Source organism: Pseudomonas sp., assembly GCF_049590575.1.
Taxonomy (GTDB): Bacteria; Pseudomonadota; Gammaproteobacteria; order Pseudomonadales; family Pseudomonadaceae; genus Aquipseudomonas.
On sequence record NZ_JBAWDE010000209.1, the window covers coordinates 1 to 6,176 of the forward strand.

The following is a 6,176-nucleotide window of genomic DNA, read 5'->3' on the forward strand; positions in this document are numbered from 1 at the left end:
GCCACGGTCAGGGCCGCCCTGGTCGTACGGCGCGGCCTGCGCCAGGGCACTCGCGCCGAGCATCAGCACGCCGAGACCGGCAATCAAGCGTTTGGGCATTTTCATGGGGTGTTTCCTCAGTACTGCACGAACAAAAAAGGGATCCCGAACGAGGTTCGAAATCCCTTGGTCTTGCTGTTTAGGCTGTACTTGCGCGGGTTGATTCCTCTGTATCAGGAACTTTACCTCTTGCTACACGGCGTTTACTTACGGGCGTTGCGTACGCCTTCCGACAGCGCCGCGCAGAGGGTCAACACCCCATCAATTGCTTGCTGATCGTTGCTGGCGTTGGCGATGTGATCGATCAATGCCGAACCCACCACCACGCCATCCGCGAGGCGCGCGATGGCGGCCGCTTGCTCCGGCGTGCGGATACCAAAACCGATGCTGATCGGCAGGTCGGTATGCCGACGCAGGCGGGCCACCGCTTCTTCGACGTGTTCCAGGGTGGCGGCGCCCGCACCGGTCACACCGGCCACGGAGACGTAGTACACAAAACCGGAGCTGCCGTTGAGCACGGTCGGCAGCCGCACGTCATCGGTGGTCGGCGTGGTCAGGCGGATGAAGTCGATGCCGGCAGCCTGGGCCGGGTCGCACAGCTCGCCGTTATGCTCGGGCGGCATGTCGACCACGATCAGGCCGTCTACGCCGGCTGATTTCGCATCAGCAATAAACGTTGGCACGCCGTATTTGTGGATCGGGTTGAAGTAACCCATCAGCACCAGCGGGGTGTCGTCGTTATCTTTGCGGAACTCGCGCACCATCTGCAGGGTTTTCGCCAGATTCTGCTTGGCTTCCAGCGCGCGAATGTTGGCCAGCTGGATCGCCGGGCCGTCGGCCATCGGGTCGGTGAAGGGCATGCCCAGCTCGATCACATCGGCGCCGGCGGCCGGCAAGCCTTTGAGGATCGCCAGCGAGGTGTCATAACCCGGGTCGCCGGCGGTGACGAAAGTCACCAGGGCGGCGCGGTTTTGTTCTTTCAGTTGCGCAAAGCGTGCGTGCAGGCGGCTCATTTAGTGTTTCTCCTGCTGAGACTGTTCCATGTGGTGCATAACGGTCTGCATGTCTTTGTCGCCACGGCCGGACAGGTTAACCACCATCAGGTGATCTTTCGGCAGCTTCGGTGCGCGTTTGAACACTTCAGCCAGGGCGTGGGCCGTTTCCAGTGCGGGAATAATGCCTTCCAGGCGGCAGCATGTGTGGAACGCTTGCAGGGCTTCGTCGTCAGTCACCGAGGTGTACTCGGCGCGGCCGATGTCATGCAACCAGGCGTGTTCCGGGCCGATGCCGGGGTAGTCGAGGCCTGCGGAGATCGAGTGGGCATCGATGATCTGGCCGTCGTCGTCCTGCAACAGGAACGTCCGGTTGCCGTGCAGCACACCCGGTACGCCGCCGTTGAGGCTGGCGGCATGTTTGCCGGTTTCGATGCCATAGCCTGCTGCTTCCACGCCGATGATTTCGACGCTGGGGTCATTCAGGAATGGGTGGAACAGGCCCATGGCGTTCGAGCCACCGCCGATACACGCCACCAGGCTGTCCGGCAGGCGACCTTCCTGGGCTTGCATCTGGTCACGGGTTTCCTTGCCGATCACGGCCTGGAAGTCACGGACCATCGCCGGGTAAGGGTGCGGGCCGGCCACGGTGCCGATCAGGTAGAAGGTGTCTTCGACGTTGGTGACCCAGTCGCGCAGGGCTTCATTCATCGCGTCTTTGAGGGTGCCGGTGCCGGAGACCACCGGGATCACTTGCGCGCCCAGCAACTTCATACGGAACACGTTGGCCTGCTGGCGCTCGATGTCGGTGGTGCCCATGTAGATCACGCAGTCGAGGCCGAAGCGTGCAGCCACGGTGGCTGTGGCCACGCCGTGCATGCCGGCGCCGGTCTCGGCGATGATGCGTTTTTTGCCCATGCGCCGCGCCAGCAGGATCTGGCCGATGCAGTTGTTGATCTTGTGCGCGCCGGTGTGGTTCAGCTCTTCGCGCTTGAGGTAGATCTTGGCGCCGCCGCAGAACTCAGTCAGGCGCTCGGCGAAATACAGCGGGCTCGGGCGGCCGACGTAGTCGCGTTGGAAGTAGGCCAATTCCTCATTGAACGCCGGATCAATCTTGGCCGCTTCGTATTCGCGGGCCAAATCGAGGATCAACGGCATCAGGGTTTCAGCGACGTAGCGGCCGCCGAACGCGCCGAACAGGCCGTTGAGATCTGGGCCGTTGCGTAGATCGGTCTGGGACTGAGTCATGGGACGCTCCAGGAAAAGAAGGTGTGTAAACGACAATGACGACCACTCTACCCCTGACGTTCTACGCTGAAAACCGATAAGATCGCCGCAACCTGTCAGGAAAACTCACAGATGAGCCGAGACCTTCCGCCCCTCAATGCCCTGCGCGCGTTCGAAGCCACTGCGCGGCTGAACAGCGTCAGCCAGGCGGCCGATCAACTTCACGTGACTCATGGCGCGGTCAGTCGCCAACTGAGGGCGTTGGAAGAGCACTTGGGTGTCAGCCTGTTCGTCAAGGACGGGCGTGGCCTTAAACTCACAGATGCCGGTGTTCGGCTTCGGGATGCCAGTTCGGATGCTTTCGAACGTTTACGCGATGTGTGCGCCGAGCTGTCCCAGGCCAGCGCCGATGCGCCGTTTGTGCTCGGTTGTTCTGGAAGTTTGCTGGCGCGCTGGTTGATTCCGCGGTTGGGCCGCCTGAACGCTGACCTGCCGGATTTGCGCCTGCACCTGTCGGCGGGTGATGGCGACCTCGACCCCAGGCGTCCCGGTCTCGACGCTTTGCTGGTATTCGCAGAACCACCATGGCCGGCGGATATGCAGGTGTACGCGCTGGCCAGCGAGCGCATCGGCCCGGTGCTGAGCCCGCGTTTTGCCGGTTACCCGCGCTTGAGCCAGGCGCCTGCCTCGGCGTTGTGTCACGAAGCCTTGCTGCACACCACTTCCCGCCCGCAAGCCTGGCCGAGTTGGGCGCAGCAACACGGCATCGAGCCCGGCACGTTGAAGCATGGCCAGGGGTTTGAACATTTGTATTATTTGCTGGAGGCGGCGGTCGCGGGGTTGGGCGTGGCGATTGCGCCAGAACCGCTGGTGGCAGAGGACCTGCGAGCGGGTCGCCTGGTGGCGCCGTGGGGCTTCAGTGAAACCCCGGCGCACCTGGCGTTGTGGCTACCCAAGCGCGCCGCAGATGGGCGCGCGGGTCAACTGGCGCAGTGGCTCAAGGCAGAGCTATTGCGCCAGCCGGTTTAGCCGGTCGATCAGTCACCGCGTTTGCACAGCAGGTACGCAGCCAACAGGCCCAGGGCACCGACAGCGACGCCGGCTGTAGTCCATGGGTGCTCTTGTGCGTAGTCCCGGGTAGCAACACCGGTTTCGCGGATTTTGACTTTGCTTTCTTCGTAGGCATCGCTGATCAGATGACGGGAGTGCTTGAGGGCATTCTCGGCATTGCTTTTCAGGGCCTTCAGCGTTTTGCGCGACTCATCGGACGCATCGTCCTTGAGGCTCTCAAGGGACTTGAGCAGGCTCGAAATCTCGGCTTCCATGCTTTCCAGCGACGCTTTGCGTAAAGAAGTGTTGGCCATGTGGACTCTCCTGAAGTGATTGAGTGGCATGTGTAGATACCGACTGCGGCGCTTTCAGAAAGTGCAGTAAATCTGAACTTTCAGGTAGCAATGGTCGACAGAAGCAGTACGAACATTGACTGCTACGCTCACTAGAGACCTCAGGAGAAACGCTATGTCTGATCATCACACGTACAAGAAAGTCGAACTGGTCGGCTCGTCGGCCACCAGCATCGAAGACGCGATCAACAACGCCCTTGCCGAAGCCAACAAGAGCATCAAGCACTTGGAGTGGTTTGAAGTGACCGAGACCCGTGGCCACATCAAGGACGGCAAGGCCGCGCACTTCCAGGTCACCCTCAAAGTGGGGTTTCGAATTGCCAGTAGTTGATCGGGCGGGTTGAACTTTGCCGACTGGCCGATTGCCATAACCTGCGCTACAACCAATGGGTGCCGATGCGAAAGCGTCGGCACGCTCTTTTCGATCAGCGCAAGGAAAGTAACGGATGAAGAAGTTCCTGTTAGCGGTAGGTTTGTTGAGCATTGCGGGCACAGCCCTGGCGGCTGGCAAGCCTTGTGAAGAGCTGAAGAGCGAAATTGCCGCGAAAATCGATGCCAAAGGCGCTTCGGGCTATTCGCTGGAAGTCGTGGATAAAGGCGCTGCGCCCAGCGATCACACAGTGGTCGGCAGCTGCGAAGGTGGCACCAAGGAAATTGCCTACAAACGCGGTTAATCCCGTGTTAGGCATATGAAACGACGCACTTGTGGCGAGGGAGCTTGCTCCATCACCACACGTGCGTCGTTTTTTTTTGCTTCGGGTTTTTAACCCTTCATCGCCTGCGCCAACAGCTCGTAGGAACGGATCCGGTCGGCGTGTTCGTACAGGTCGCTGGTAAAGATCAGTTCATCAGCGCCGGTTTGCTCAATCAGCACTTCCAGTTTGGCGCGGATCTTCGCCGGGCTGCCGACCATCGCCAGGCCGAGGAAGCTGCCTACGGCGTCTTTCTCATGGGGCAGCCACAGGCCATCCATGGTTTTCACCGGCGCGCGTTGCATCAGGCTCTGGCCACGCATCAGCGCCAGGATGCGCTGGTACATCGAGGTCGCCAGGTACTCGGCTTGCTCATCGGTGTCGGCTGCTACCAGCGGAACGCCGAGCATTACGTAGGGTTTGTCCAGCACGGCTGAAGGCGTGAAGTGATTGCGGTAGACGCGAATCGCCTCATGCATCAAACGCGGTGCGAAGTGGGAAGCGAAGGCGTAGGGCAAACCGCGTTCACCTGCCAGCTGCGCGCTGAACAAGCTGGAACCCAGCAGCCACACCGGCACGTTGGTGCCGGTGCCGGGCACGGCGATGATGCGTTGGTCGGGGGTGCGTGGGCCCAGGTAGGCCATCAGCTCGGCCACGTCTTCCGGGAATTCATCTGCGCTGCCGGAGCGCTCACGGCGCAGGGCGCGCGCGGTCATCTGGTCGGAACCGGGCGCGCGGCCCAGGCCCAGGTCGATACGGCCGGGGTAGAGACTTTCCAGGGTGCCGAACTGTTCGGCAATCACCAGGGGCGCATGGTTGGGCAGCATCACGCCACCGGAGCCGACACGGATGGTCGAGGTGCCAGCGGCCAGGTAACCCAGCAACACCGAGGTCGCCGAGCTGGCGATGCCGTCCATATTGTGGTGTTCCGCCACCCAGAAACGGTTGTAGCCAAACTTTTCCACGTGCTGCGCCAGGTCCAGGGAATTGCGCAGCGACTGCGCCGCGCTGCCATTGGCCCGTACGGGTACCAGGTCCAGGGTCGAGAATTTTACGTCGGACAGCGATTTCATAAGCCTGCTTCTCCAATGGGGGCGCAGGCTTCTTAGACGAACCAAAACCTGCCGCTTCATGTGCATGCTGTATGAAATGAGGGCATATACCCGAGATTCAATAGCGAGCATGGAAATTTCCTACTGTTTCGCTAGGTTTCTCCGACAAGATGAACTTTGCCGGGGCGTCTATCCTCAGAACCCTTACTGACGCAAAACCACCGTTCGAGGAGAAAGCTATGAGTATTGTTAAAAAGGCATCCGCGCATTGGGAAGGTGATCTGAAGACTGGCCTGGGTTCCATTTCCACCGAAACCGGCGTGTTGCGCGAAGCACCCTACGGCTTCAAGGCCCGTTTCGAAGGCGGCAAGGGCACCAACCCTGAAGAATTGATCGGCGCGGCCCATGCCGGCTGTTTCTCCATGGCGTTTTCGATGATTCTGGGTGATGCCGGCCTCAAGGCTGACAGCATCGACACCCAGGCCGAAGTGACCCTCGACCAGGTCGATGGCGGCTTCGCGATCACTGCTGTGCATCTGATCCTGAAGGCTAAAATCCCGGGCGCGAGCCAGGCGCAGTTCGATGAACTGAGCAAGAAAGCCAAAGAAGGGTGCCCGGTTTCCAAGGTGCTGAATGCAAAAATCAGCCTGGACGCCACGCTGGTCAGCTAACGCGGCCTTCAACACGAAGCAGGTCCAATGTGGGAGGGGGCTTGCCCCCGATAGCGGTAGCGCAGTCGATATGTTTATTGACTGACACACCGCTTTCGGG

At 60.6% G+C, this 6,176-nt stretch carries 8 protein-coding genes and 1 pseudogene; 4 read left to right on the forward strand and 5 right to left on the reverse strand.

Annotation, left to right across the window (positions count from 1 at the left end; all coding sequences use genetic code 11):
- The 3 genes and pseudogenes from WBR57_RS13785 to trpB form a co-directional block, all read right to left on the reverse strand.
- A pseudogene (locus tag WBR57_RS13785) lies at nucleotides 1-105 on the reverse strand (anti-virulence regulator CigR family protein); the annotation flags it as partial.
- Nucleotides 106-242: 137 nt separating this feature from the next.
- Entirely contained in the window at nucleotides 243-1,052 is an 810-nt protein-coding gene (gene trpA, locus WBR57_RS13790) for a tryptophan synthase subunit alpha (protein WP_424084286.1), read from the reverse strand.
- The gene (trpB, locus tag WBR57_RS13795; RefSeq protein ID WP_424084287.1) at nucleotides 1,053-2,279 is read right to left on the reverse strand and encodes a tryptophan synthase subunit beta; all 1,227 of its coding nucleotides are present in this window, start codon (nucleotides 2,277-2,279) and stop codon (nucleotides 1,053-1,055) included.
- 111 nt (nucleotides 2,280-2,390) lie between these two features.
- Between trpB and WBR57_RS13800 the strand changes: the two genes are divergently transcribed.
- Complete coding sequence (locus tag WBR57_RS13800; RefSeq protein WP_424084288.1) at nucleotides 2,391-3,287, forward strand: LysR family transcriptional regulator; 897 nt, start codon at nucleotides 2,391-2,393, stop codon at nucleotides 3,285-3,287.
- Nucleotides 3,288-3,295: 8 nt separating this feature from the next.
- Here WBR57_RS13800 and WBR57_RS13805 read toward each other — a convergent pair whose 3' ends face one another.
- The gene (locus WBR57_RS13805; RefSeq protein ID WP_003170746.1) at nucleotides 3,296-3,622 is read right to left on the reverse strand and encodes a DUF883 family protein; all 327 of its coding nucleotides are present in this window, start codon (nucleotides 3,620-3,622) and stop codon (nucleotides 3,296-3,298) included.
- Nucleotides 3,623-3,776: 154 nt separating this feature from the next.
- On the opposite strand from WBR57_RS13805, the gene WBR57_RS13810 reads away from it, so the two are divergent.
- Both WBR57_RS13810 and WBR57_RS13815 read left to right on the forward strand, forming a co-directional pair.
- The gene (locus tag WBR57_RS13810) at nucleotides 3,777-3,992 is read left to right on the forward strand and encodes a dodecin (protein ID WP_003187305.1); all 216 of its coding nucleotides are present in this window, start codon (nucleotides 3,777-3,779) and stop codon (nucleotides 3,990-3,992) included.
- Nucleotides 3,993-4,107: 115 nt separating this feature from the next.
- On the forward strand, nucleotides 4,108-4,335 hold the full coding sequence (locus tag WBR57_RS13815; protein ID WP_034116619.1) for a DUF1161 domain-containing protein: 228 nt from the start codon (nucleotides 4,108-4,110) through the stop codon (nucleotides 4,333-4,335).
- An 89-nt stretch (nucleotides 4,336-4,424) separates the two neighbouring features.
- Here WBR57_RS13815 and WBR57_RS13820 read toward each other — a convergent pair whose 3' ends face one another.
- Nucleotides 4,425-5,426, reverse strand: a complete 1,002-nt coding sequence (locus tag WBR57_RS13820) for an LLM class flavin-dependent oxidoreductase (RefSeq protein ID WP_424084289.1) — start codon at nucleotides 5,424-5,426, stop codon at nucleotides 4,425-4,427.
- Nucleotides 5,427-5,644: 218 nt separating this feature from the next.
- Here WBR57_RS13820 and WBR57_RS13825 point away from each other — a divergent pair, with 218 nt between their 5' ends.
- Nucleotides 5,645-6,076 carry an OsmC family protein gene (locus tag WBR57_RS13825; protein ID WP_017253980.1) on the forward strand — a complete coding sequence of 144 codons (432 nt, stop codon included), beginning with the start codon at nucleotides 5,645-5,647 and terminating at the stop codon, nucleotides 6,074-6,076.
- Nucleotides 6,077-6,176: the final 100 nt, after the last annotated feature.